We start from the raw sequence: 23,051 nt of genomic DNA on the forward strand, positions 1-23,051 counted from the left end.
GTGCGGGGGGCATGGCCGGTGCGGGTAGCATGGGGTTGCTACACCGGACAGACCATTCAGGCTGTCACGAAATCGTTGCCATCGCGCCGCAGGAGACCGCTTTTGGCGAGTGCATCGACCAGCTTGCTGACCAGCGCATCCTCGGCCAAACCGAGGTAGCGTGCATTCACATCGACGGCAAAGGGCAGGCCCAGCACGAAGGCCGGAAAATCCGCCTCGGCGATGCGCTGGCGTTCGAGCAGGGCAAAGGCGACGAGGACCTTGATGGCGTGCCAGGCCAGGCTGTCCACGCTGGCCTGAAACTGCGTCAGGCGCTGGTAGGCCTTGTTCAAGGCGCGGTCGACCTCGGCAAAGGGGGCGCCGTGGCCGGGAATGACGAGGTCGATGGGCAGGCGGCCCAGTTTGTCCAAGGTGGCCTGCGTGTGTTGCAGGCCGTCTGCACTGCCCAGCAGTTCGGGAAAAATGACGCCAAAGCCGTTTTCCCAGAGCGCATCGCCGGAAATCAGGATGCGCCGTTCCGGGTTGTAATAGGCGAGGGCATCCATGTCGTGGCCGGGCACCGCAATGGCCTGCCAGGTTAACTCGCCCATGCTGAATTCGTCGCCGGCCGCGATCAGATCGTCATGCTGGAAACGGGCGCCTTGCTGGCCGAGGGGAGAGAGCAGGAGCGCGGCTTCGTCCCATTCGGCAATCGTCGCGTCGAGCCCGGCCGGGACCGTGATCCGGCAGCCGAAGCGGTCTTGCAGCGCGGCATTGCCGCCAATATGGTCGGAGTGCGAGTGGGTGTTGATCAGGCGTTCGAGGCGGCGGCCCGCCAGTGCGTGGGTGATCAGGTCGACCGTCTGGGCGGCATGCGTCACATAGCCGCTGTCGATCACGGTGGTCGCATCCCCGGCAAAGCCGAGCACGCTGTTGGCGGAGAGCCAGCCCCGTTCGAGGACGAGCAGCGTGTCCGGCAGGCGCGGGGTCATTCGGGATCGTTGCCCGGCGTGCGGTTGGCTGGCTGAGGGGAAACCGGCACGACTTCGATGGCGACATCCGGGCTGCCCAGCGGCGGGCGGCCGCAGCCCATGCAGACACCGGTGTCCGGGTCCGATATGCAGACGCCGACGCAGGGATAGAGGTCTTCGGTGTCGTCGCTCATGCGGCCTCCGGCGCGGCTTTGAGGTGGGCGCGGCGCTCGGCGACAGCGGCCAGGATACGTTGGCGTGTGGCATCGTCGCTACGCGACCAGGCGGTGATTTCGTCCAGGGTGCGGTAGCAGCCGGTGCAGTAGGTACGGGCTGCGTCCATTTTGCAGACGTTGATGCAGGGTGAGGCGATCATCAGATGAGAATGGTTCGGTTTTGTTGGGATTTGACCCGGTCGACCGCAGCCAGGGCATCGCAGCGGGCAACCCGGACCAGGGTGGCCATATGCAGACGCCGATCGCGGCTGGAGAGTTCCGGAAAGTCGAGAATTTGTGCGGAAAGATCCACCTCATCGTCGGGCAGGACAACGCCCAGCCGGTCGATCCGCATATGCACCGCACGCAGCTGCAGGGCGCATTCCGGGTGGTGGAGAAAATCGGCCAGCGCTTCGGCCAGATGTTCCGGCAGCATGGCATCGCCCAGGGCGCGCAACTTGCTGTCCAGTTCCACCAGATGCCGGCTGTGCAGTGCCTGTTGTGCCTCGGTTCCGTGCGGGCTGCCCTGCTGCCACGCATACTCGGCTTTCAGATCGGCGCGGACGGCGTCGCGCTCCAGTCGCAGGGCCTCGACGTGGGTATTGAAGGTGCGCAGCAGGCTTTCCAGGGCGCGGGCGCGTAGCCGCGTGCGGGTCCGGTCGACATCGCAGCAGGGTTCCACCAGGGTCTGGTTGGAAAAATAGAGAATTTCCTGCGGCACATCGGCCTGGATGAAGTCGCCATGCCGCGCCATGCCGAACTGCCGCTTCTGATGGCGGCGGGCTGCCAGCATGGCGCAGAAATGATCGCTGTCCCAGCATTCGGGACGCGCCAGGTAGTCGCGGATCGCCGTGCTGTGGCCGAGCATGCCGTCGATGTCTTCGGCCGTGGCAAAAAGCGCATGTACGAGCGGGTCCTGGGCGAAGGCCTGGCGGTTGATGTCGACCGGGCCGGGCAAGGCATCGACCAGCCCGGCGCAATAAGCGAGGGCGTGTTCGACGGCGCCGAGCAGGTGTTTTTCCAGCTGCGGTGCGGCGCGCACCAGCGGGTCGACCATGCCGATGACCCGATCGAGGGCTGCCGCCACCTCGGGGTCGGGGGGCGGTGCCGGTTTGATCAGGTTGGCCAGGGCGGAAAACAGGCTCACGGGGTGGACGCCTCAGGGATGGGCGGCCACCCGGAGGTCAGGCCGCGTTCAGACAGAGTGCCCGGCCGGCCTTGGCGCCGTTGGGGCGGTTGATCGTGCTGGAGATCCAGTCGCCGACAGCCGCCAGTTTAGCCAGATCGATGCCGGTTTCAATGCCCAGACCGTGCAGCAGATAGACCACATCTTCCGTCGCCACGTTGCCGGAGGCGCCCTTGGCGTACGGACAACCGCCCAGCCCGGCGATCGAGGCATCGAAGGTGGCCATGCCCATCTCGAGCGAGGCATGCACGTTGGCAATCGCCATGCCGTAGGTGTCGTGGTAGTGGCCGGCCAGCTTCTCGATCGGCACGACGCGGGCACAGGCCTCGATCATGCGGCGGATCGAGTCCGGATTGCCGACGCCGATGGTGTCGCCGAGCGAGACTTCATAACAGCCCATGTCGAACAAAATCTTGGCGATTTCGGCCGTTTTTTGCGGGTCGACCGTCCCCGCATAGGGACAGCCAACGACGCAGGAGACATAGCCGCGTACCGGAATCTCCAGGGCCGAGGCAGCGGACACCACGGGCTCGAAGCGCTTCAGGCTCTCCGCGATCGAGCAGTTGATGTTCTTCTGCGAAAAGGCTTCCGAGGCGGCACCGAAAATCGCCACCTCGTCGGCCTGCGCCTGCACGGCGCCATCGAAGCCCTGCAGGTTGGGCGTGAGCACGCTGTAGGTGACGCCGGGGCGACGCCGGATGGCGCCCATCACGGCGCTGTTGTCGCCCATCTGCGGGACCCATTTGGGCGATACGAAAGAGGTCGCCTCGATCATCGACAGGCCGGCCTCGGCCAGGCGGTTGATCAGTTCGACCTTGGTCTCGGTCGGAACGACTTCCTTTTCATTCTGCAGGCCGTCGCGGGGGCCGACTTCGACAATCTTGACGCGGGCGGGATAGGTCATGCGTGGGCCTCTTCCTGAAGCTTGAGTTCATCCTTCATCACTTGGCGGATCATGAATTTCTGGATCTTGCCGGTGATGGTCATCGGGAAATTATCGACGAAACGCAGGTAGCGCGGCACTTTGTAATGCGCGATCTGGCCCTGGCAGAAGTCGCGGATCTCCTGTTCCGTGGCGCTTTGGCCCGGTTTCAGGATGATCCAGGCGCAAAGTTCTTCGCCGTATTTGCTGTCGGGAATGCCGACCACCTGCACATCCTGGATTTTCGGATGGCGGTAGAGGAATTCCTCGATCTCGCGCGGGTAGATGTTTTCCCCGCCGCGGATCACCATGTCCTTCAGGCGGCCGACGATGTTGCAATAGCCTTCGTCGTCGATCACGGCGAGGTCGCCGGTGTGCATCCAGCCGTTCCGGTCGATGGCTTCGGCGGTTTTTGCGTCGTCGCCCCAGTAGCCGAGCATCACCGAATAGCCGCGGGTAAGCAGCTCGCCCGGCTGGCCGCGCGGCACGATGCGGCCGTCGGTATCGACGATCTTCACCTCGATGTGCGGCTGAATGCGCCCGACGGTCGACACCCGGCGTTCGACCGGATCCTGCGTCGAACTCTGGAAGGAGACCGGCGAGGTTTCCGTCATGCCGTAGGCGATGGTCACTTCGCCCATGTTCATGTCGCTGATCACCCGCTTCATGACTTCAATCGGGCACGGGCTGCCGGCCATGATGCCGGTGCGCAGCGAGGAGAGGTCGAAGCTCTTGAAATCCGGGTGGTCGAGCAGGGCGATGAACATGGTCGGCACGCCGTGCAGGGCCGTGCAGCGTTCCTCGGACACGGTTTGCAGTGTCGAGAGCGGATCGAAGCCTTCGGCCGGGATGACCATCGCCGCGCCGTGGGTGACGGCGGCCAGGTTGCCGAGCACCATGCCGAAGCAGTGATAGAAAGGCACCGGAATGCACAGGCGGTCCGCCGCGGTCAGGCGCATGGCCTCACCGACGAAATAGCCGTTGTTCAGCACATTGTGATGGGTCAGCGTCGCCCCTTTGGGCGAGCCGGTGGTGCCGGAGGTGAACTGGATGTTGATCGCATCGTCGAACTGCAGTTGCAGGCCGAGGGCGGCCAGGTCGTTCAATTCGCTGCGCGTTGCCGGACGGCGCAGATCGTCGAAATTGAGCATGCCCGCTGTCGGTGCGTCGCCCAGACGAATCACCCATTCGAGTTCAGGCAGGCGGGCGCTCTTGAGTGCGCCGGGCTGGCTGCTGGCCAGTTCAGGCACCAGGTCCTGCACCATCTCCAGGTAATCGCTGCTCTTGAAGCTGGGCGCCAGGATCAGGGCGCGGCAGCCGACCTTGTTCAGGGCGTATTCGAGTTCAGAGCGGCGGTAGGCCGGGTTGATATTGACCTGGACCAGACCGGCCTTGGCCGTGGCGAACTGGGTGAGCACCCATTCGAGGTTGTTCTGGGACCAGATGCCGATCCGGTCGCCGGGATTCAGGCCGAGACGGCGCAGGCCGCAGGCCAGGTTATCGACGGCTTCCTTCAGTTGGGCGTAGGTCATCCGCACCTGCTGGTGGCGGACGATGAGGGCGTCCTGGGCGGCAAAGCGCGCGCACAGGGCATCAAAATGATCGCCGATGGTCTGGCCGATCAGCGGCTGTTCGCTCGCCCCGTGGACGTAGCTGGGCAGTACTTGCATGGTTTGTCTCCTCCAACCCTCTTCCGGGGTCGTGTGGTTGCAGCAAGAGAAATGCCCCCGGCCTGCACCGGGGGCGGGAAAAACAGGAAAGGGTGTCAGGCCGCCGGTTCGAACTCCACGAGCGGCGCGCCGTCGGCCACCTGCTCGCCGGTGGCGTAGCAGAACGCCTTGAGCACGCCTGCTGCGGGGGCGGTGATGGTGTGTTCCATCTTCATCGCCTCCAGGATCAGGAGCGGGGTGCCCTTGTCGACCTTCTGGCCCGGTTGGGCGAGCAGGGCGACGACCTTGCCCGGCATCGGCGCGGTCAGGCCGCCACCGTGGCTGTCGCCGGCATCGACACGGTGCAGCGGGTCGTCACGCAGCAGGGTATAGGTGCTGCCCTGCAGGAAGACGTTGCGCTTGTCGTCGACTGCCACGACGCTGGCAATCAGGCGACGGTCGTCGAGTTCGACGGCGAACTGGTCGCCATCGAGCTTTTTGCCGCGGGCGACGGTCGACTGTCCGGCGAGACTGATTTCCCAGCTGTCGCGGCGATAACGGACCTGCGCTTCGACCAGCGCCTCGCCATCCTTGAAACTGATGGTGCGGGCGGCCGAGAGGTTCATGCGCCAGCCGTCACGGGCATGCCACGGCGACCAGGGATCGCCGCTCAGCTTGGCGGCGGCCTTGGCTTCGTGCTGTTCCCAGAGCAGTTCGCCCACCGTGGCGACGAGCAAGGCATCGCGCGGCACCGGCTGGATTTCGGGGAAGAGCACATCCTTCTGGCGTTCGATCAGGCCGGTATCGAGGTCGGCACCGGCAAAGGCCGGGCAGGCGACGAGGCGGGACAGGAAGTCGATGTTGGTGGTCAGGCCGGCCACCTGGTAATCGGCCAGCGCCTTGCGCATGCGGGCCAGCGCGCCGTCGCGGTTCTCGTCCCAGACGATCAGCTTGGCGATCATCGGGTCGTAGAAGGGCGTGATTTCGTCGCCTTCCTCGACGCCGGTATCGACGCGTACGTTGAGCGATTCGGCCGGCGGGGCCAGGCGGATCAGCTTGCCGGTGGCGGGCAGGAAGCCCTTGTTGGCGTCTTCGGCGTAAATGCGCGCTTCGAGGGCATGCCCGCTGATCTGCAGCTGGTTTTGGGCCAGTGGCAGCGGTTGACCGGCGGCGACGCGCAATTGCCATTCGACGAGGTCCTGCCCGGTGATCATTTCAGTCACCGGGTGTTCGACCTGCAGGCGGGTGTTCATCTCCATGAAGTAGAAGGTGCCGTCCTGCATGGCGATGAACTCGACCGTACCGGCGCCGACATAGCCGACGGCCTTGGCCGCGGCGACGGCGGCCTCGCCCATCTGGCGGCGGCGCTCTTCGGTCATGCCCGGGGCCGGCGCTTCTTCCAGCACCTTCTGATGGCGGCGCTGCACCGAGCAGTCGCGCTCGAAGAGATAGACGCAGTTGCCCAGCGTGTCGGCAAAGACCTGGATTTCGATGTGGCGCGGCTTGGTGATGTACTTTTCAATCAGCACGTGGTCGTCGCCGAAGCTGGAAATCGCTTCGCGCTTGCACGAGGCCAGCGCATCGGGGAAATCGGCCGACTGCTCGACCAGACGCATGCCCTTGCCGCCACCGCCGGCGGCGGCCTTGATCAGGACCGGATAGCCGATCTGGTCGGCTTCTTGATGCAGCAGCGCGGGCGTCTGGTCGTCGCCGTGATAGCCCGGGGTGAGCGGCACATTGGCCGCGCCCATCAGCTTCTTGGCTTCGGACTTCGAGCCCATGGCGCGGATGGCGGAGGCCGGCGGGCCGATGAAGGTGATGCCGTTGGCAGCGAGCGCCTCGGCAAACTCTTCGTTCTCGGACAGGAAGCCGTAGCCCGGATGCACGGCCTGAGCGCCGGTACGCTTGCAGGCTTCGATGATCTTGTCAGCGACGAGGTAGGACTCGCGGGCTGCGGCCGGGCCGAGCAGTACGGCTTCGTCGGCCAGACGCACGTGGCGGGCGTTGGCGTCAGCCTCGGAATAAACGGCGACGGTGCGGATGCCCAGGCGACGGGCGGTCTTGATGACGCGGCAGGCGATTTCTCCGCGGTTGGCAATCAGGATCTTAGTGAACATACGTGGTCTCCCGCGGAGAAATCGCCTGAGCGTGCTGCGCACGCGGGCAGTTTGACTTCGTCGCTGCGCCGCTGCGCGGCTGGTCTCCGCGATTGGCAATCAGAATCTTGGTAAACATGTGTTTATTCCCCCATCCAGCTGGGCTGGCGTTTGTCGAGGAAGGCAGCAATGCCTTCACGGGCTTCGGGCGTGGCGCGCAGGTGGGCGATGCGGTGCGCGGTGTCCTCGACGACGTGGTCGTTGATCGGCTGGTTGTTGACGGCGCGGATCAGGTCCTTGGCCGCGGCCTGGGCGCAGGGGCCGCCGACGAGCAGGGCGTCGACGATCTCCTTGACCTTGGCATCCAGTGCCTCGGGTTCGACGGCTTCATGGACGAGCCCGATTTCGCGGGCGCGCCCGGCGTCGATGCGCTCGGCGGTCTGGAAATAGCGGTAAGCCTGGCGGGCGCCGATGGCGCGCAGCACGTAGGGGGAAATGGCGGAAGGAATGATGCCGAACTTGACCTCGGAGGTGGCGAACACGGCCTTGGTCGAAGCCACGGCGATGTCGCAGGCCGAGGCCAGGCCCATGCCGCCGCCCAGCGCCGCGCCTTGCACGCGGGCGATGGTCGGCTTCTTCATTTCGGCGATGGTGCGCAGCATCTTGGCGAGACCGCGCGCATCGTTGAGGTTTTCGTCGATGCCGTTGTTGGCGGCGCGGCGCATCCAGTTGAGGTCGGCACCGGCGGAAAAGCTCTTGCCGCGCCCGGCAAGCACGACGGCACGGATGTCGGCATCGTCGTCGAGCGCCATGAAGGCGGCGGTCAGTTCGGTGATCAGGGTTTCGTCGAAGGCGTTGTGGAGGTCCGGACGGTTCATCCAGACCGTGGCCACCGGGCCGTTCAGTTCAATTTCAAGGGCGGTGAACATGCGCTGCTCCTTACATCCGGAAAATGCCGAACTTGGTCTCTTCGGCCGGGGCATTCATCGAGGCGGAGAGGCCCAGGCCGAGCACGCGGCGGGTGTCGGCCGGATCGATGATGCCGTCGTCCCAGAGGCGGGCGGAGGCGTAGTAGGGATGGCCCTGGGTCTCGTACTGCTCGCGGATCGGCGACTTGAAGGCTTCTTCTTCCTCGGCGCTCCAGGTCTTGCCGCCGGCTTCGAGGCCGTCGCGTTTGACGGTGGCGAGCACGCCGGCCGCCTGTTCGCCGCCCATCACCGAGATGCGGGAATTCGGCCACATCCACAGGAAGCGCGGGCTGTAGGCGCGGCCGCACATGCCGTAGTTGCCGGCGCCGAAGGAGCCGCCGATGACGACGGTGAATTTCGGCACCTTGGCCGTGGCGACGGCGGTGACCATCTTGGCGCCGTCACGGGCGATGCCGCCGTTTTCATATTTCTTGCCGACCATGAAGCCGGTGATGTTCTGCAGGAAGACGAGCGGAATGCCGCGTTGGGCGCAGAGTTCGATGAAGTGCGCGCCTTTCTGGGCCGATTCGGAGAACAGGATGCCGTTGTTGGCGACGATGCCGACCGGATAGCCCCAGATGCGGGCAAAGCCGCAGACCAGCGTGGTGCCGTAGCGCGCCTTGAATTCGTCGAAATCGGAACCATCGACGATGCGGGCGATGATCTCGCGCACGTCGAAGGGCTTCTTGGAGTCGGTCGGGATCACGCCGTAGAGTTCTTCGGTGGCGTAGAGCGGCTCGGCGGGGGCGGTCAACGTCACCGGCGGGGCCTTTTTCCAGTTCAGATCCTTGATGATGCGGCGGGCGATGGCCAGCGCATGGGCGTCGTTTTCGGCCAGATGGTCGGCCACGCCGGAGATGCGCGTATGCACGTCGGCACCGCCCAGGTCTTCCGCCGAGACGACTTCACCGGTGGCCGCCTTCACCAGCGGGGGACCGCCGAGGAAGATGGTGCCCTGGTTCTTGACGATGATCGACTCGTCGCACATGGCCGGCACGTAGGCCCCGCCGGCGGTGCAGGAGCCCATCACGGCGGCGATCTGCGGGATGCCCTTGGCGGAAAGGTTGGCCTGATTGAAGAAGATGCGTCCGAAATGTTCCTTGTCCGGGAAAACCTCATCCTGCATGGGCAGGAAGGCGCCGCCGGAATCGACCAGATAGACGCAGGGCAGACGGTTTTCCAGCGCGATTTCCTGGGCGCGCAGGTGCTTCTTCACGGTCAGCGGGTAGTAGGTGCCGCCTTTCACCGTCGCATCGTTGGCGACGATCATGCACTCGACGCCATGCACCCGGCCGATGCCGGCGATCACCGAGGCCGCCGGCACATCGCCCCCGTACATGCCGTAGGCGGCAAACTGGCCGATTTCGAGGAAAGGCGTGCCCGGATCGAGCAGGCCATTGACGCGCTCGCGCGGCAACAGCTTGCCGCGGGCCAGGTGCTTCTGGCGGGCCGCTTCGGGGCCGCCGAGGGCGATTTTCTCGACTTTGGCGTGCAGGTCGTCGACCAGGGCGCCCATCGCCGTCGCATTCGCCTGGAAGTCGGCGCTGCGCGGGTTAAGTTGGGATTTCAGGGTAGTCATGTCTCCTCGCTTTTTTTGCTTGGGTGTTTATATGTGTTGCTGATCGTGTTGCCTGAAACTGAACGGGAAAGTGGTCTTACAACGCGGCTTTACAACTGGGTCTCCGCTTTCAGCCACTTGCTGACGGGTTCCGGCTGGTAGTCCGCCATGCGGGCCAGCAGGTCGTCGATGTCGGTACTGGCCAATGCCATGGCGCGGTTCTGCGGACGCAGGAAGCCGTCGCTGACCGCGCGGTCGAACATGGCCAGCAGTGGGTCGTAGAAACCCTGCACATTGAGCAGGCCCATCGGTTTCACGTGGAAACCGAGTTGCCCCCAGGTCAGGATTTCGCAGAATTCCTCAAAGGTGCCGAAGCCGCCGGGCAAGGCGATGAAGCCGTCGGACAGCTCGGCCATGCGAGCCTTGCGGGTGTGCATGGAATCAACCACTTCGAGGCGCGTCAGGGTGCGGTGCTCCACGTGGCGGCCCTCGACTTCCTTGCCCATCAGGGCTTCGGGAATGACGCCGATGACCTCGCCGCCCGCCGCCAGGCAGGCATCGGCCACCGCACCCATGAGGCCGATGTTGCCGGCGCCGTAGATGAGGCGGATGCCGCGCGCGGCCAGGGTACGGCCGAGTTGTTCGGCGGCCGCCCGGTAGGCCGGGTCACGCCCGGGGTTGGAACCGCAAAAGACGCAAATGCGCTGCATGGGAAATCCTCAGAAGCCCCCGGTTTCCAGCCAGCGCGCAATCTGCGGCAGGCGGTCGGCCCCGAAGAAGTGTTCGCCATCGACGATCACATGCGGCGAGCCGAAGACGCCGGCGGCCAGGGCCTGTTCGCAAGCCGTCTTGAGGCGGGCCTTGACGGCGCCGTCCTGCAGGGCGGCCTCGAGTGCCTGACGGTCGACGCCTTGAGCAGCGGCAATTTCAAGCACGACCTCGGGGGCGGAAATGTCGCGGTCCTCGACGAAGAAGGCGCGATACACGGCCAGGGCAAAACGCCTGGCCAGTGCCACATCCTGATCTTGCAGCCAGTAATAGGCGCGGGCGGCGTTCTGCGTCGGCAGCGGGAAACGGGAAGGCGGGTTGTAGGGCACGCCCATGAAGCGGGCGGAACGGGCGAAGTCGTTGAAGACGTACTGTGATTTGGCGCTCGCACCATCGACCGGCGGGCGGGAGCCGGTGGCCTGGAAAATGACGCCGAGTAGGATCGGGTGCCAATTGACCTGACGGCCATGGCAGGCGGCGACGGCATCGAGTTTTTCTGCCAGCAGGTAGCCGTAGGGGCTGGAAAAATCGAAATAGAAGTCGAGCGGGGTGGTGCCGGTATCAGTCATGGGGTGTCTCCTCCACGGGGTTGGATGCGGTCGCCGGTTTCTTGTGTTTGAACCGGTCGACCGCAGGCGAATGCCTTATTCGGCGGCGATCGAGCGGCCGATCACCAGACGCTGGATGTCGTTGGCGCCTTCGTAGATCTGGCAGATGCGCACGTCGCGGTAGATGCGCTCGACCGGGAAGTCGCTGGTGTAGCCCACGCCACCGTGAATCTGGATGGCGTCGGAGGCGATCTTCTCGGCTGCTTCGGAGGCGAACATCTTGGCCATCGAGGCTTCCTTCAGGCAGGGCTTGCCGGCGTCCTTGAGGGCGGCGGCGCGCCAGACCATCAGGCGGGCGGCGTCGAGCAGGGTGTTCATGTCGGCCAGCTTGAAGTTGACCGCCTGGTGGTCGATGATCGGCACCCCGAAGGTGACGCGTTCCTTGGCGTAACGGATGGCGGCTTCAAAGGCGGCGCGCGCCATGCCGATGCTCTGGGCGGCGATGCCGATGCGGCCGGCTTCGAGGTTGGAGAGGGCGATCTTGTAGCCTTCGCCTTCCTTGCCGAGCAGGGCGGAAGCCGGGACGCGGCAGTTTTCCAGGATGATCTGTACGGTGTCGGAGGCGTGCTGGCCCATCTTGTCCTCGGTGCGACCGACGATGAAGCCCGGCGTGCTGGTCGGGATCAGGAAGCAGGAGATGCCCTTCTTGCCGGCGGCCTTGTCGGTCACCGCGAAAACGATGGCCATGTGGGCGTGCTTGCCGGTGGTGATGAACTGCTTGACGCCGTTCAGCACGAAATGGTCGCCGTCGCGGTCGGCGCGGGTGGTGATCGAGGCCGCGTCGGAGCCAGTGTGCGGCTCGGTCAGGCAGAAGCAGCCGAGCTTTTCGCCACGGGCGAGCGGCTTCAGCCATTCTTCCTTCTGGGCATCGGTACCGTACTTCATGGTGATGCCGCAGGCCAGCGAGTTCTGCACCGAGACGATGGTCGAGGTGGCGCCGTCACCGGCCGCGATTTCTTCCAGGGTCAGGACCAGCGACATGTAGTCCATGCCGGCACCATCCCATTCTTCGGGCACGACCATGCCCATGGCGCCGAGTTCGCCCAGCTCTTTCAGGGCTTCGGCCGGGAACGTGTGGTGCTTGTCCCATTCGGCGGCGAAGGGGGCGAGGCGCTCCTGAGCGAAGGCGCGCATCGAGTCACGGATCATTTCTTGTTCTTGGGTCAGGATCATGCTGTTCTCTCCGAAATATGTGTAGTCAGCCAGACGCCGACGATGACCAGGAGGCCACCGGCGAGGACGGGCACGGCCAGGTGTTCGCCGAGCAGGACGACGGCCTGCAGCACGGCAAACACCGGCACGAGATTGACGAAGGCCGACGCTTTGGCGGCCCCCAGTTGCTTGACGCCATCGGCAAACCAGGTGAAGCCGAGGGCGGTACCGCCAATGGCCAGAAACACCACGCTGGCCCAGACGGCGGACGACCAGTCGGCCGGATGACTCGCGCCCTGCACGAGCGAGGTCAGGCCCAGCAGGCCGGCGCCGATCAGGCTGGCCCACAGCGTTGAAGCGAGCGGGCTCAGGGTGCGTGTGGCATGGCGGCCAATGAAGGTATAGACCGTCCAGCACAGGACGCAGCCGACAATCAGCCATTCGCCGATGCCCACCGCACCATGCAGCAGGGCGAGCGGATCACCGTTGCCGATCACGGTCAGGCAGCCGGCAAGGGCGAGGCCGATGCCGGCCCACTTCATGCCGTTCATGCGTTCCTGGCCGAGAAACCAGGCGGCCAGGGCGGCCACCACGGGGTTCAGGGCCACCACCAGCGCGCCGCGCCCGGCCGGGATGTGCTTCAGTCCGTAGAAGAAGCACAGGGCGTAGATGAAAATGCCGGTCATGGCCAGGCCGGTCACCGAGCCCCATTCCCGGCTCGTGGTCGGCCGCGGCAGGCGGCCTTCCGTGAGCAGGGCGACGCCGCCCAGCGCCAGTCCGGCGAGCAGGAAACGCACGGCCGCGGCGGACAGCGGCGCAGGCAACTCCTGCGCCACGATCCGGCCCGCGATCCAGGTTCCGCCCCACATGAACATGGCACCGATCAGCTTCAGATAGGTCAGGGTGACAGCCTGTTGCGGCACTTAGAGCATCTCGACGGCCATCGCCGTGGCTTCGCCGCCACCGATGCACAGCGAGGCGATGCCGCGCTTGCCGCCACGGGCCTTGAGGGCGCCGAGCAGGGTGACGAGGATACGGGCGCCGGACGCACCGATCGGGTGGCCGAGGGCGCAGGCGCCGCCATTCACGTTGACCTTGGCCGGATCGAGCTTGAGGTCATGGATGGCAGCCATGGTCACAACGGCGAAGGCTTCGTTGATTTCCCACAGATCGACGTCGCCGACGGTCCACCCGGCCTTGGCCAGCATTTTCTGCATGGCGCCGACCGGGGCGGTCGGGAACAGGGCGGGGGTGTGCGCGTTGGTGGTGTGGCCGACGATCTTGGCGATCGGCTGCAGGCCCAGCTCGGCGGCCTTGGAGGCGCGCATCAGGACCAGCGCGGCAGCGCCGTCGGAGATCGAGGAAGAGTTGGCGGCGGTGACCGTGCCGTCCTTCTTGAAAGCCGGCTTCAGGGTCGGGATCTTGTCTACATTGACCGCGAACGGGCCTTCGTCCTTGCTGACCGTGACGTCGCCCTTGCGGCCGGCGACGGTGACCGGAGCGATTTCCCAGTCGAAGGCGCCGTTGTTGGAGGCCTCGATGGCGCGGGTGGTCGAGCGGATCGAGTAGGCATCCTGATCTTCACGGGTGAAGCTGTAGGAAGCGGCGCACTCTTCGGCAAAGGTGCCCATCAGGCGGCCGCGGGTTTCCTTGGAGTAGGCGTCTTCCAGACCGTCGAAGAACATGTGGTCGAGCATCTGGCCGTGGCCCAGGCGGTAGCCGCCACGCGCCTTCGGCAGCATGTAGGGGGCATTGGTCATGGATTCCATGCCGCCGACCACGGTGATGTCGGACGAGCCGGCGAGGATGCCGTCGTGGCCGACCATGGTCGCCTTCATGCCGGAACCGCACACCTTGCTCACCATCGCGCAACCGGCGGACAGCGGCAGACCGGCCTGCAGGGCCGCCTGGCGTACCGGTGCCTGGCCGAGACCGGCCGGCAGCACGCAGCCCATCAGGACTTCATTCACCAGGTTGGCATCGATGCCGGCGCGCTCGACGGCGGCCTTGATGGCGGCTGCGCCGAGCTGCGGTGCGGTCAGGCCGCCGAAGGCGCCCTGGAAGGCACCCATCGGGGTACGGGCGGCGGATACGATGACGATCGGATCATTCATGCTGTGTTTCTCCTTCTGCTTGGTTTGTTATGGATGGAAATCAGGCATCCAGGGCCTTCAGGGCAGCGTCGTAACGCGCCGGGAGTTCCTGGAGGTTGTCGATGGTGATACCCAGGTCGTGCATGTGGCCATCCTTGAGACCGTAGATCCAGCCATGCACGGTCAGATTCTGGCCACGTGCCCAGGCGTCCTGGACCACGGTGTTGTGGCAGACATTGACCACCTGCTCGAGCACATTAAGTTCGCACAGGCGATCGTGACGCTTTTCCGGTGCCAGACGGTCGACCTCCGCCAGGTGCTTGTTATGGACGTCGTGCACGTGGCGCAGCCAGAGATCGACGACACCGACGCGGGCGCGGTTCAGCGCGGCGAGTACGCCGCCGCAGCCGTAATGGCCGACGACCATGATGTGTTTGACCTTGAGCACGTCGACGGCGTACTGGATCACCGACAGGCAGTTGAGGTCGGTATGCACGACGACGTTGGCGATGTTGCGATGGACGAAGACTTCGCCCGGCAGCAGGCCGACGATCTGGTTGGCCGGAACGCGTGAGTCGGAACAGCCGATCCACAGGAATTCCGGCGCCTGCAATTGGGCCAGCCGGTCAAAGTAGCCCGGGTCGGCATCCTGCATGCGTGCCGCCCAGGCGCGGTTGAAATCGAACAGGTGGGAGAGGTTTTCATTGAGCACCTCTTCTTCCGACCAGTTTTCGAGGTCGAGGGCAAGGAACATGGTCCCTTCGACCGAGGTCTGGTAATAGCTGGGTGCTTCGGTAAAGCCCAGTTCGCGATACAGCTTTACGGCCATACGCATGCTGGGCAGGGTGTCGATCATCAGCTTTTTGTAGCCGATCTGCTTGGCGGCCTTGATGGCGGCGAGTGCCAGGGCGCGGCCGACGGATTGACCGCGGAACTGCGGTTCCACGTACAGACGCTTCATTTCGCAGACGCCGTCGCTGTCGGGCAGCGGGCGAACGCCGACGCAGCCGGCGGGCTGACCGTTCACTTCGGCGAAGAACAGGCGGCCTTCCGGTGCGGCATAGGCGCCGGGCAGGGAGGCCATTTCCTGATCGAAGCCCTGATAAGACAGGTCAACGCCGAGCCAGCCCGCATAGTTGCGGAAGAACTGGCGCACATTTTCCAGTGCGTCGGTGTCTTGGGATGTCAGGGTGCGAATGGTGGCGGTCATAGGACTGGGCTCCTGGTAACGGCAATCGCGGGTAGGCGATGGCGGGTTGGCGGGATTCGCGATTTTTGAGGCGAACCCCGCATTTTACCTGTCCCGATAATTATGAATTCAACGTGTTTCCGCCATGAGTTCGCGGCCGATCAGCATGCGGCGAATTTCCGACGTGCCGGCGCCGATTTCGTAGAGCTTGGCATCGCGCCAGAGGCGGCCGGTCGGGTACTCGTTGGTATAGCCAACACCGCCCAGGGTCTGGATCGCCTCGCCGGCCATCCAGGTTGCCTTTTCGGCGGAGTAAAGGATAGCGCCGGCGGCGTCCTTGCGCAGGGTGCGGGCATGGTCGGCGGTGTCGCAGGCGCGGCCGACGGCATAGACGTAGGCGCGGGTGGCCTGCCAGGTCGAGTACATGTCGGCCACCTTGCCCTGCATCAGCTGGAAGTCACCGATCGGCTGACCGAACTGCTTGCGCTCGTGCAGGTAGGGCACGACCACATCCATACAGGCCGCCATGATGCCGAGCGGGCCGCCGCAGAGCACGGCGCGTTCGTAGTCGAGACCGGACATCAGCACCTTGGTACCGTTGCCGACCCCGCCGAGCACGTTTTCTTCCGGCACTTCGCAGTCGTCGAAGAAGAGCGGGAAGGTGTTGGAGCCGCGCATGCCCAGCTTGTCGAGGTGGGTGCCGTGGGAAAAGCCCTTCATGCCCTTTTCGACGATGAAGGCGGTCATGCCCTTGGCGCCGGCTTCCATGTCGGTCTTGGCGTAGACCACCAGGGTGTCGGCGTCGCCGCCGTTGGTGATCCACATCTTGGCGCCGTTCAGCACGTAGCGGTCGCCCTTCTTCTCGGCCTTGAGTTTCATCGAGACGACGTCGGAGCCGGCGTTCGGCTCGGACATGGCGAGCGCCCCAACGTGTTCGCCGGAGATCAGCTTGGGCAGGTACTTCTGCTTCTGAGCTTCATTGCCGTTGCGACGGATCTGGTTTACGCACAGATTCGAGTGTGCACCGTAGGACAGGCCCACTGAGGCCGAGGCGCGCGAAATTTCTTCCAGTGCGACGATGTGGGCCAGGTAGCCCATGTTGGTGCTGCCGTATTCTTCCGGCGCCGTCATGCCGAGCAGGCCCATCTCGCCGAACTTCTTCCAGAGGTCGGCGGGGAACTCGTTGACGCGGTCGATCTCGGCGGCGCGCGGGGCGATTTCGGCGTCGGCGAATGCCTTTACGGCATCGCGCAGGGCGGCAATGTCTTCACCGAGGCCAAAGTCGAGGCTAGGAATGTTCATGGGTTTGTCTCCTTCGTTTTTTTGAATGCCGGGCGGATGAATCCGACGGGGTAGGGTGATTGTATTGACGTTAACGTTAACGTCAACTCGCGGTGAGAAAAAAACTCAGGCTTCCTGCCGACGAACCAATTCCTGCTGACACTGGGATTCGAACTGGCCGATTTCCGCCAGCATCGCCTCGATGTCCTCGCGTTGCTGGACCAGCGCGGCACGGCGCTTTTCCATGATGCGCAGGCATTCGAGCAATTGCGGCGTTTCGTCCTCGGTCGAGTTGTACATCCCGATCAGGTCCTTGATCTCGGCCAGCGAGAGGCCGAGGCGTTTGCCGCGCAGGGCCATCTTCAGGCGGGCCCGGTCGCGTCGGGTGAACACGCGCTTGTTGCCTTCCCGCTCGGGGGCCAGGATGCCCTGATCTTCCCAGAAGCGGATGGTGCGGGGGGTGATGCCGAATTCCCGGGCAAGGTCGGAAATGGCGAAGGTGCTGGCCGTCTGGCTCAATGTGGTCTCCTCGAAGAGCGGCCAAGTTAAGCAGAAGGAAAGTCTTTTTTCAATCCGCAGGCGTATGGTAAGTTGCCGTTCCGCATAAAAAACTGAAGCCATGTCCCTGCATTATCCGTTTTCCCACCCGCCCGCAGCCGGTGCTCTCCAGCAGGTTGCCGACGGCGTGTTCTGGCTGCGCATGCCGCTGCCGTTTCAGTTGGATCACATCAATCTCTGGCTGCTGCGTGACGGTGAGGGCTGGATGATCGTCGATACCGGCTTCCCCGACGATGAGGTGCAAGCGACCTGGCAGACCATTCTGGCGGGCTTGAACGGCCCGGTGACCCGTCTGGTCGTGACCCATTTCCATCCCGATCACCTGGGGCTGGCGAGCTGGCTGCAGGCAGAGACCGGCGCCGCGCTGTGGATGACCACCGGCGAGTTCCTGACCGCACATGCGGTCTGGCATGAGGTGGGTGGGCATGGCGCGCGTTTCATGGTCGAGCAGTTCCGGCAGCATGGCCTGGATGCCGAGCATCTGGCCAAATTCGAGAAGCGCGGGTCAGGCTATCGCAAGGCCGTGCCAGCCCTGCCGGAGCACTACCATCGTCTGAAAGCCGGTGACTGCCTGACGGTCGACGGCCGGCGCTGGGATATTCTCATCGGTTATGGTCATGCGCCTGAGCATATGGCGCTTTACTGTCCGGAACTTGACGTGTTAATTTCCGGAGACATGCTTTTACCGAGAATTTCGACGAACATCAGCGTATTTGCTGCGACGCCCGATGCCGATGCCCTGCGCTGGTATCTGACTTCGCTGACCGAGATGTCGGATCGGATTCCGGAAAAAACATTGGTCTTGCCGTCGCACGGTTTGCCATTCACCGGGGTTCAACCTCGCGTGGCCGCCTTGCATGCGCATCACGCAGAGCGATTGCAGGCTTTGGAGGAGAGCTGTCACGAGGTGCCAAAGAGCGCCGCAGAACTATTAGAGGTCCTGTTCAACAGGACGCTGGATACACACCAAACCATGTTCGCGATGGGGGAGGCAATTGCCCATCTGAACTACCTTGAGCAAGCTGGCCGGCTGGCTCGGATTGAGGATGCCGGCGGTGTTATTCGCTATTCGCGGGTGCAGTCCTGAGGCTGTTCCGCACTGACAGAGGGAGTTTCATGTATGTCGCAGCAAAATGAAGCACAAAACGCCGGCCTGCCGAATCCGGCTGAAATGGCCAAGACCTATGCTGAAGTGGCTCAGCGCGCCTCGCGCCTGATCACCCAGTACATGGAAAAGAAGGCCAAGGATGGCGTGGATGCACCGTCTGACGAGATGGGCGTGGCCAAGGCCTTCATGGACCTGTCGGCGCGTCTGATGGCCAATCCGTACAAGCTGGCCCAGACCCAGATGAACATGATGTGGGACTACTTCTCCCTGTGGCAGGGTTCCATGATGAAGATGATGGGCATGCCGCATGCCCAGCCGGTCGCCGTGCCGCAGAAGGGCGACAAGCGTTTCAAGGATGAAGACTGGGAACAGCACTTCCTGTTCGACTTCGTGAAGCAGTCCTACCTGATCGCCGCCCGTCACATTCATGACACCGTGGCCGGGACCGAAGGCCTCGACGAATCGACCCAGAACAAGGTCAATTTCTTCACCCGTCAGTACATCGACGCGCTGTCGCCGTCCAACTTCGCGCTGACCAACCCGGAAGTTTTCCGTGAAACCGTGAAGAGCCACGGTCAGAACCTGATCAAGGGCCTGAACAACCTGCTCAACGATGTCAGCGATGACGGCCAGCTGCGCATCCGCATGACCGACACGTCTGCCTTCGAAATGGGCAAGAACGTGGCCACCACGCCGGGCAAGGTGGTGTACCAGAACGAACTGTTCCAGCTGATCCAGTACGATCCGGCCACCCCGGAACAGTACAAGAAGCCCTTCCTGATCGTGCCGCCGTGGATCAACAAGTACTACATCCTCGATCTGCGCGACAAGAACTCCATGGTCAAGTGGGCGACCGACCAGGGGCATACCACCTTCATCATCTCCTGGATCAATCCGGACGAAAACATGGCCGATATCGGCTTTGAGGACTACATGCTGAAGGGCACCCTCGAAGCCATCACCCAGGTCTGCGAGCAGACCGGCGAGGATTCCGTGAATCTGGCGGCTTACTGCATCGGCGGTACGCTGACCATGTCCACGCTGGCCTACATGGCTGCCAAGAAGGACAAGCGTGCCAATTCCGCCACCTTCTTCACCACCATGCTGGACTTCTCCGATCCGGGCGAACTGTCCGTTTTCCTGGACGAAGGCACCATCGAGGGCCTCGAGAAGAAGATGGAGAAGCGCGGCTTCCTCGAAGGGTCGGAAATGGCCGGCACCTTCAACATGCTGCGTGCCAACGACCTGATCTGGTCCTTCGTGGTGAACAACTACCTGATGGGCAAGGATCCGTTCCCGTTCGACCTGCTCTACTGGAACTCCGATTCGACCCGCATGCCGAAGGCCATGCACAGCTTCTACCTGCGCAACATGTACCTCGAGAACAAGCTCAAGGACGTCGGTGGCGTGGAGCTGGGCGGGGTCAAGATCGACATCCGCAAGGTCAAGACGCCGTGCTACTTCATCTCCACGATCGAAGATCACATCGCCCCGTGGAAGAGCACCTACATGGGCGCACGTCTGCCGTCCGGTCCGGTCAAGTTCGTCCTGGGCGGCTCCGGCCACATCGCCGGCATCGTCAATCCGCCGGCCGCCAACAAGTACGGCTACTGGACCAACGATGCGACCGACAGCAACCTGCCGGAAAGCCCGGATGACTTCCTGGCCGGTGCCACCCAGAACCCGGGTTCCTGGTGGACGCATTGGCATCAGTGGGTGACCAGCCTGCCGGGTGGTTCGGCCAAGGTACCGGCACGCGATCCGGCCAAGGGCAAGCTGAAGGCGCTCGAGCCGGCACCGGGCAGCTACGTCAAGTTCCGCCTGGATGCCCAGAAAAAGGCAGCCTGAGCGGTACCAGCCTGAACAGGCTGACTGACAGGGGCGACCTTCGGGTCGCCCTTTTTCGTGAACTTTTGCCGGTAGTGAGGTCAAACAGCATGTCACCAGAAGGAGGTGCATCATGCTGATGAGCGAGTATCCGGTCGTCTCCGTCCATATCCCGCCCGCCTTGCAGGCGAGTACCGGGGGCCATGAAGCGGTGATGGCCAGCGGCGAAACCGTGGGCGAGGTCCTCTGTGCGGTGGGGCACACTTATCCCGCCTTTGCCCGCCAGGTGTTGTGCGGCGATGGCCGCCTGGCGGACGGCTTGTGTGTCTATCTGGGGGGCTTGCCGCTCGGCAGCGGATTGCCGACGCCCGTAGAGGCGGATACGGTGATCAGCCTGGTCGCGACGGGCGAGGTGGTGTGCGCCGTGCCCGGTACCGAGGCCGCCAGGCGAACGGCCGCAGCGCCGGCTGCGGCGATCTCGATTGGCGACTGAGTTGTCTGTCCGGCGTTGCGCGTCTTAATGCCGGGCGAAGGGCAAATTGGGCAGTTTGGGCCAGTCGACCGCATCCAGCATATTTTTGACCAGCAGGCCGAGTTCGGTATCGCCGGTGATTTCCAGTTCACGCTTGAAAAAGAGCGTGTCCGGGTCTTCCTGGCGCGTCAGCAACTGCAGGTAGGCCGAGAGATTGGCCGTGAAGCAGAGATCCGCTTCGCGCGTCGCTGAAAAGACCGGCCGGAAGAGGCCGTCACGATAGGTGTAGGTGGCTTCACCACCGGTATCGAGGACGCGCACGTGGAAGAGTTTGTCTTCCAGGGCCAGCAGATCATCTGCCGGCAGCAGTTTCATCTTCAGGGCGGCATTCAGGCCGCCGACCAGGACCAGGCTGTGCGGCCATTGCGGCAGACGGCGCCCAATGGCGCTGACGAAATCCGGCAGGCGGAAGGTCGGGATGGTGAAGGCGTTCATGCATGGACTCCCAGTTGATTCAAGGCGGCAGTGTGGTGCTGCCGGATGCCGGCATCGCCAAACCAGTAGCCATCAACGTGGCCGCAGCTGGCCCAGGCGGGATCGCCGGCCACGGCTTCGCCGCGGCGCGCGGCATCGAAGGCGGCGATGATGTCGGCCATATGCTGCTGCTGCGGACTCAGGCGCAGGGCATCGATGCCCATGGCCAGCAGGTCGGGTACTTCATGCAGCAGGTTGTAGTGCTGCGCCGACATGGTCTGGATGCCGTTGATGCACAGGAAATCCTGACCTTCGCGGGTCTTCAGCGTGAGGCCTTCGGCGTGATCGAGGCATTTGAACTGGCAGTCGTCCTTGTTCAACTCGTAGTGACGGGCCGTGAAGCAGCGTGCGGAGAAGGCCAGCGGGAGCTTGCCGTAGGCAAAGACTTCGGTCTCGACGCCGGCGGGACGACTGGCGTGCAGGGTCTGAACCAAGGTGCGGGTGGCTTCGAGCGGCGGTACCCAACGCTTCATGCCGTAGCGGGCAAAGGTGGCCAGCGTCGCTTCGTTGTATATGTTGAGGTGCGGGCCGGCGACGAATTCGCGGCCTTGAACGAGGTTGACCGCACCCAGGTCGTTGGCTTCGAGCCGGCAGCCAGCATCGTCGATCAGACGGCGCAGGGCTTTCAGATCACTTTCCGATTCGAGCAGGGCCTGGGCGGAGACGACCACTTCCTTGCCGGCATCGGTGAGGTCGCGGGCCAGACCAACCCAGTCGGCGACGCGCAGTTGCTGGCGGCGGGAGCAGACCACTTCGCCGACGTAGATGCGGTCGATGGCCGGGTTCTGTGCCATCTCGGCATAGAACTCGAGGACTTCGGCCTTGGGCCAGAAGAAAAGCAGGGGACCGAGCGCGAGTTTCATCTCATCTCCACGGGCGGTTGTAGGCGCCAAGGGTGGCCTGGCTGCCTTCGGAGACCTTGGCCAGTTCTGCCTGCCAGGCCGGTTTGACGTGGAAGCGTTCGCTGCCGTCCTTGAGTGCGTCGAGGGCAGCACGCAGGGTACGTGTAACCTGGGCAACGTAGGCGGGGCTGCGCTGGCGGCCTTCGACCTTGATGGCGCGCACGCCGATGTCGAGGATATTCGGCAGGAGCTCAAGGACGTTCAGGCTGGTCGGCTCTTCCAGGGCGTAATAGGTTTCGCCCTGTACATCGAAGCGCCCCTTGCACAGGGTCGGGTAACCGGCAGGTTCATCGTCGCCAAAGCGGTCGATCAGGATGCCGTTCAGGCGGGTGTCCATGCGGCCGGGCTGTTTGTCCCACTTCACATACTTGGCCGGTGAGCAGGCGCCGACGGTATTCGGCGATTCGCCGCAGGCATAGGAGGACAGCCAGCAGCGCCCCTCGTTCATGACGCAGAGGCTGCCAAAACCGAAGACTTCGATCTCGACGCTGGTGTGCTTGATGACATGCTCGACCTGCGCCAGGGTCAGCACGCGCGGCAGCACGGCGCGGCGGATGCCGAATTCGCGCTGGCAGAAGTTGATTGCCTCGTAGCTGGTGGCCGAGCCTTGCACGGAGAGGTGCAGGCGTTGCTGCGGATGCTTCTGGCGGGCGTAATCGAGCAGGCCGATATCGGCCAGGATGATCGCATCGACGCCGAGATCGACGGCGGCGTCGACCGAGCGCTGCCAGTCGGCGGCGCGTCCGGCCTGCGGAAAGGTGTTGATGGCGATGAGCACTTCGCGGCCTTTGCCGTGGGCGTAGCGAATGCCTTCGGCCATGGCCTTGGCGTCGAAATTGAGACCGGCGAAGTTACGCGCGTTGGTGTCGTTCTTGAAACCGAGATAAACGGCATCGGCGCCGTGGTCGACCGCCGCCTTGAGCGCGGGGAGGCTGCCTGCCGGGCAGATCAGATCGGGGAGGGCTCGCATGGATGGCTCATCCGGAAAAACCAAGCCGGAGAGTATAGCCAGCCC

At 64.0% G+C, this 23,051-nt stretch carries 23 protein-coding genes; 3 read left to right on the plus strand and 20 right to left on the minus strand.

From position 1 onward, the window contains the following. Window positions 1-56 precede the first annotated feature (56 nt). The 17 genes from AACO21_RS01910 to AACO21_RS01990 form a co-directional block, all read right to left on the minus strand. Complete coding sequence (locus tag AACO21_RS01910; RefSeq protein WP_346190785.1) at window positions 57-971, minus strand: MBL fold metallo-hydrolase; 915 nt, start codon at window positions 969-971, stop codon at window positions 57-59. Continuing rightward, window positions 968-1,144, minus strand: a complete 177-nt coding sequence (locus AACO21_RS01915) for a DUF1289 domain-containing protein (protein ID WP_346190786.1) — start codon at window positions 1,142-1,144, stop codon at window positions 968-970. The genes AACO21_RS01910 and AACO21_RS01915 overlap by 4 nt, the downstream gene beginning before the upstream one ends. Next, the gene (locus tag AACO21_RS01920) at window positions 1,141-1,326 is read right to left on the minus strand and encodes a DUF1289 domain-containing protein (protein ID WP_346190787.1); all 186 of its coding nucleotides are present in this window, start codon (window positions 1,324-1,326) and stop codon (window positions 1,141-1,143) included. The genes AACO21_RS01915 and AACO21_RS01920 overlap by 4 nt, the downstream gene beginning before the upstream one ends. Then, window positions 1,326-2,312, minus strand: a complete 987-nt coding sequence (locus AACO21_RS01925) for a hypothetical protein (protein ID WP_346190788.1) — start codon at window positions 2,310-2,312, stop codon at window positions 1,326-1,328. Before AACO21_RS01925 ends, AACO21_RS01920 begins: the two co-directional genes overlap by 1 nt. Window positions 2,313-2,349: 37 nt before the next feature. Continuing rightward, a complete protein-coding gene (locus AACO21_RS01930) occupies window positions 2,350-3,255 on the minus strand; it encodes a hydroxymethylglutaryl-CoA lyase (RefSeq protein WP_346190789.1) in 906 nt (301 codons plus the stop codon). Continuing rightward, entirely contained in the window at window positions 3,252-4,943 is a 1,692-nt protein-coding gene (locus AACO21_RS01935) for an AMP-binding protein (RefSeq protein ID WP_346190790.1), read from the minus strand. Before AACO21_RS01935 ends, AACO21_RS01930 begins: the two co-directional genes overlap by 4 nt. A gap of 95 nt (window positions 4,944-5,038) precedes the next feature. Continuing rightward, complete coding sequence (locus AACO21_RS01940; protein ID WP_346190791.1) at window positions 5,039-7,039, minus strand: acetyl/propionyl/methylcrotonyl-CoA carboxylase subunit alpha; 2,001 nt, start codon at window positions 7,037-7,039, stop codon at window positions 5,039-5,041. Window positions 7,040-7,161: 122 nt separating this feature from the next. Continuing rightward, complete coding sequence (locus tag AACO21_RS01945) at window positions 7,162-7,947, minus strand: enoyl-CoA hydratase/isomerase family protein (protein ID WP_346190792.1); 786 nt, start codon at window positions 7,945-7,947, stop codon at window positions 7,162-7,164. 10 nt (window positions 7,948-7,957) lie between these two features. Then, on the minus strand, window positions 7,958-9,565 hold the full coding sequence (locus AACO21_RS01950; RefSeq protein ID WP_346190793.1) for a carboxyl transferase domain-containing protein: 1,608 nt from the start codon (window positions 9,563-9,565) through the stop codon (window positions 7,958-7,960). An 89-nt stretch (window positions 9,566-9,654) separates the two neighbouring features. After that, window positions 9,655-10,254, minus strand: a complete 600-nt coding sequence (locus AACO21_RS01955; protein ID WP_346190794.1) for a TIGR00730 family Rossman fold protein — start codon at window positions 10,252-10,254, stop codon at window positions 9,655-9,657. Between the two features lie 9 nt (window positions 10,255-10,263). Then, window positions 10,264-10,881 (minus strand): 2-hydroxychromene-2-carboxylate isomerase, encoded by a 618-nt coding sequence (locus AACO21_RS01960; protein ID WP_346190795.1) that lies wholly within the window; start codon window positions 10,879-10,881, stop codon window positions 10,264-10,266. 75 nt (window positions 10,882-10,956) lie between these two features. Further along, entirely contained in the window at window positions 10,957-12,093 is a 1,137-nt protein-coding gene (locus AACO21_RS01965) for an acyl-CoA dehydrogenase (RefSeq protein ID WP_346190796.1), read from the minus strand. Further along, window positions 12,090-12,995, minus strand: a complete 906-nt coding sequence (locus tag AACO21_RS01970) for a DMT family transporter (protein WP_346190797.1) — start codon at window positions 12,993-12,995, stop codon at window positions 12,090-12,092. The genes AACO21_RS01965 and AACO21_RS01970 overlap by 4 nt, the downstream gene beginning before the upstream one ends. Further along, a complete protein-coding gene (locus AACO21_RS01975; protein ID WP_346190798.1) occupies window positions 12,996-14,186 on the minus strand; it encodes an acetyl-CoA C-acyltransferase in 1,191 nt (396 codons plus the stop codon). Window positions 14,187-14,226: 40 nt separating this feature from the next. Then, the gene (can, locus tag AACO21_RS01980; protein ID WP_346190799.1) at window positions 14,227-15,375 is read right to left on the minus strand and encodes a carbonate dehydratase; all 1,149 of its coding nucleotides are present in this window, start codon (window positions 15,373-15,375) and stop codon (window positions 14,227-14,229) included. A gap of 108 nt (window positions 15,376-15,483) precedes the next feature. Continuing rightward, window positions 15,484-16,656 carry an isovaleryl-CoA dehydrogenase gene (locus tag AACO21_RS01985; protein WP_346190800.1) on the minus strand — a complete coding sequence of 391 codons (1,173 nt, stop codon included), beginning with the start codon at window positions 16,654-16,656 and terminating at the stop codon, window positions 15,484-15,486. Between the two features lie 105 nt (window positions 16,657-16,761). Further along, window positions 16,762-17,154, minus strand: coding sequence for a MerR family DNA-binding transcriptional regulator (locus AACO21_RS01990; protein ID WP_346190801.1), 393 nt, complete (start codon window positions 17,152-17,154; stop codon window positions 16,762-16,764). Window positions 17,155-17,254: 100 nt separating this feature from the next. Between AACO21_RS01990 and AACO21_RS01995 the strand changes: the two genes are divergently transcribed. The 3 genes from AACO21_RS01995 (at window position 17,255) to AACO21_RS02005 (ending at window position 20,621) form a co-directional block, all read left to right on the plus strand. After that, on the plus strand, window positions 17,255-18,280 hold the full coding sequence (locus tag AACO21_RS01995) for an MBL fold metallo-hydrolase (RefSeq protein WP_346190802.1): 1,026 nt from the start codon (window positions 17,255-17,257) through the stop codon (window positions 18,278-18,280). A gap of 33 nt (window positions 18,281-18,313) precedes the next feature. Next, window positions 18,314-20,149: a class I poly(R)-hydroxyalkanoic acid synthase gene (gene phaC / locus AACO21_RS02000; RefSeq protein WP_346190803.1), complete on the plus strand. Its 1,836-nt coding sequence runs from the start codon at window positions 18,314-18,316 to the stop codon at window positions 20,147-20,149. Window positions 20,150-20,261: 112 nt separating this feature from the next. After that, entirely contained in the window at window positions 20,262-20,621 is a 360-nt protein-coding gene (locus AACO21_RS02005; protein WP_346190804.1) for a hypothetical protein, read from the plus strand. 24 nt (window positions 20,622-20,645) lie between these two features. Here AACO21_RS02005 and AACO21_RS02010 read toward each other — a convergent pair whose 3' ends face one another. Genes AACO21_RS02010 through AACO21_RS02020 form a run of 3 tightly spaced genes read right to left on the minus strand, consistent with a single transcriptional unit; the run spans window position 20,646 to window position 23,006 of the window. Further along, window positions 20,646-21,095 (minus strand): SCP2 sterol-binding domain-containing protein, encoded by a 450-nt coding sequence (locus AACO21_RS02010; protein ID WP_346190805.1) that lies wholly within the window; start codon window positions 21,093-21,095, stop codon window positions 20,646-20,648. Further along, a complete protein-coding gene (locus AACO21_RS02015) occupies window positions 21,092-21,997 on the minus strand; it encodes a U32 family peptidase (protein ID WP_346190806.1) in 906 nt (301 codons plus the stop codon). The genes AACO21_RS02010 and AACO21_RS02015 overlap by 4 nt, the downstream gene beginning before the upstream one ends. Before the next feature lies 1 nt (window position 21,998). Then, complete coding sequence (locus tag AACO21_RS02020; protein ID WP_346190807.1) at window positions 21,999-23,006, minus strand: peptidase U32 family protein; 1,008 nt, start codon at window positions 23,004-23,006, stop codon at window positions 21,999-22,001. Window positions 23,007-23,051 lie beyond the last annotated feature (45 nt).

This window comes from Dechloromonas sp. ZS-1, assembly GCF_039649255.1.
Taxonomy (GTDB): Bacteria; Pseudomonadota; Gammaproteobacteria; order Burkholderiales; family Rhodocyclaceae; genus Azonexus.